The sequence below is a fragment of the uncultured Sphingomonas sp. genome (assembly GCF_964250165.1).
Classification (GTDB): domain Bacteria; phylum Pseudomonadota; class Alphaproteobacteria; order Sphingomonadales; family Sphingomonadaceae; genus Sphingomonas.
Map to the genome: position 1 here is coordinate 1 of NZ_CAXUEK010000148.1, position 2,276 is coordinate 2,276.

The 2,276-nt window shown below is 71.2% G+C and carries 2 protein-coding genes and 1 tRNA gene; 2 read left to right on the plus strand and 1 reads right to left on the minus strand.

Going from position 1 to position 2,276, the window contains the following annotated elements; genetic code table 11:
• Positions 1–875: M24B family metallopeptidase (locus ACFE64_RS15595; RefSeq protein WP_375393369.1), on the plus strand; the 875-nt coding region annotated here is incomplete at its 5' end.
• A gap of 206 nt (positions 876–1,081) precedes the next feature.
• Positions 1,082–1,156 (plus strand) — tRNA-Thr (locus tag ACFE64_RS15600).
• Between the two features lie 29 nt (positions 1,157–1,185).
• Here the strand turns inward: ACFE64_RS15600 and ACFE64_RS15605 are convergent.
• On the minus strand, positions 1,186–2,276 hold a 1,091-nt coding region (locus ACFE64_RS15605; RefSeq protein WP_375393370.1), incomplete at its 5' end, for a toprim domain-containing protein.

Consider the following 2,276-nt stretch of genomic DNA (forward strand, 5'->3'; position numbering starts at 1 on the left):
ACCGCGCCGCCTCGATCCGCGACGGCGCGGCGCTGACCCGCTTCCTGCGCTGGGCCGAGGACGCGCTACCGCGCGGCGGCGAGACCGAGCTGTCGGCGGCGGCGAAGCTGCTCGAATACCGCGAGGCCACCGGCCGGCACCTCGACAGCAGCTTCGCCACCATCTCCGCCACCGGCCCGCACGGCGCGCTGCCGCACTATCACGTGACGGCGGAATCGAATGCGGCGATCGAGCCCGGCCAGCTCTACCTGGTCGACTCCGGCGGCCAGTATCGCGACGGCACCACCGACGTGACGCGCGTCGTGCCGGTCGGCGCGCCGACCTCCGAGATGCGCGACCGCTTCACCCGCGTGCTGAAAGGCCACATCGCCATCGCCACCGCCGTCTTCCCCGACGGCACCCAGGGCGCGCAGATCGACGCGTTCGCGCGCCGTCCGCTGTGGGCGGCAGGGCTCGATTTCGCGCACGGCGTCGGCCACGGCATCGGCAGCTACCTTGCGGTGCATGAGGGGCCACAACGAATCGCCCCGCCCAACTACCCCGGCGGCGCCAGCCTGGAGCCGCTGCGCGCGGGCATGATGCTGTCGAACGAGCCCGGCTATTACAAACCCGGCGAATACGGCATCCGCATCGAGAACCTGCTGCTGGTCGAGCCGCGCGCCATCGTGGGCGGCGATCCCGATCGCGCGATGCTCGGCTTCGAGACGCTGACCTGGGCGCCGATCGAGCGCGAGCTGATCGAGCCGGCGCTGCTGACGCGCGACGAGCGCGCGTGGCTCGACGACTATCATGCGCAGGTGCTGGCGAAGCTCGGCCCCGAACTCGACGCCGACGAGCGCGCCTGGCTCGCCACGAAATGCGCGCCTATCGCCTGACCGACGGCGGCTCGGGCGGCGGCTCGAGCGGCGGTTCGGGGGCTCCATCCTCCACGGGCGCCTGCTTGCGGCGTCGGAGATTGGCCCGGAGCTGCGCCGCCAGCCGCGCGTCCCGCTCCTCCCTGGCCGTCATCCCGCGCCGCCCCCCATCCTTGACAACACGCGCCGCCTCCGCTCTAGCCCCCGCTTCGCCGAACAGGCCGGTTGCTGCCGTAGCTCAGTGGTAGAGCGCATCCTTGGTAAGGCTGAGGTCGTGAGTTCAATCCTCACCGGCAGCACCATTTCCTGAAACCGTGCCGCAGGCCGATGCTCACACGTCGAGGTTGGCGACGTTGAGCGCATTGTCCTGGATGAACTCGCGGCGCGGCTCGACCACTTCGCCCATCAGGCGCGAGAAGGTCTCGTCGGCGGCGGTCACGTCGTCGCTGGTGACGCGCAGCATCGAGCGGTTGGTCGGATCGAGCGTCGTCTCCCACAGCTGCTCGGCGTTCATCTCGCCCAGCCCCTTGTAGCGCTGGATCGCTAGCCCCTTGCGGCCGGCGGCGAGCACCGCGTCGAGCAGCTGCGACGGGCGTGAGACCCGGGTTTCACCGCGCGTCGGGGTGGTGGTCGGCTGGCCTTCCTCGTCGGTCGGCTCGTCGGTCTCGGCCGTCGGCGCCGACAGGTCCGGGTCGGGTTTCGCCGCCGTCTTGCTCAGCACGACGCGGCCGGGCTGCGTGAAGGCGTCTGCCTGCTCGGCGGCGAGCGTGTGGAGCTTGCGCGCCTCGGCCGAGGCGAGGAATGAGGCCTCGACGATGTGATGGTCGGTGACGCCGCGCCAGAAGCGCTCGAAATGCACGCCGCCGTCCTCGGTCGACCGCGCGATCCAGCGCGCTTCCTCGTCCGCCGCATCGAGCCCCCGCACGACCCCCGCCACCGCCACCTCCCGCTCCGGCCGGCCGAGGTCGGGCGCGAGCGCGCCGCCGAGCGCCAGCGCCTCGACGATCGCCGCATCGTAGCGGCGCGGCACATAGCGCATCAGCGTCCGCATGCGCCGCCCGTGCTCGACCAGCGCGCGCAGGTCCGCGCCCGACCGCGCGCCGCCCGGCGTCTCGAACACGACCGCGTTCACGCCCGCATCGACCAGATAGGCGTCCAGCGCGGGCTCGTCCTTCAGATACACCTCCGACCGGCCCTTGGTCGCCTTGTAGAGCGGCGGCTGGGCGATGAAGAGGTGGCCGCGCTGGATCAGCTCGGGCATCTGCCGGTAGAAGAAGGTCAGCAGCAACGTGCGGATGTGCGCGCCATCCACGTCGGCGTCCGTCATGATGACGATCTTGTGGTAGCGCAGCTTGTCGGCGTTGAACTCGTCGCGGCCGATGCCGGTGCCCATCGCCTGGATCAGCGTGCCGATCTCCTTGG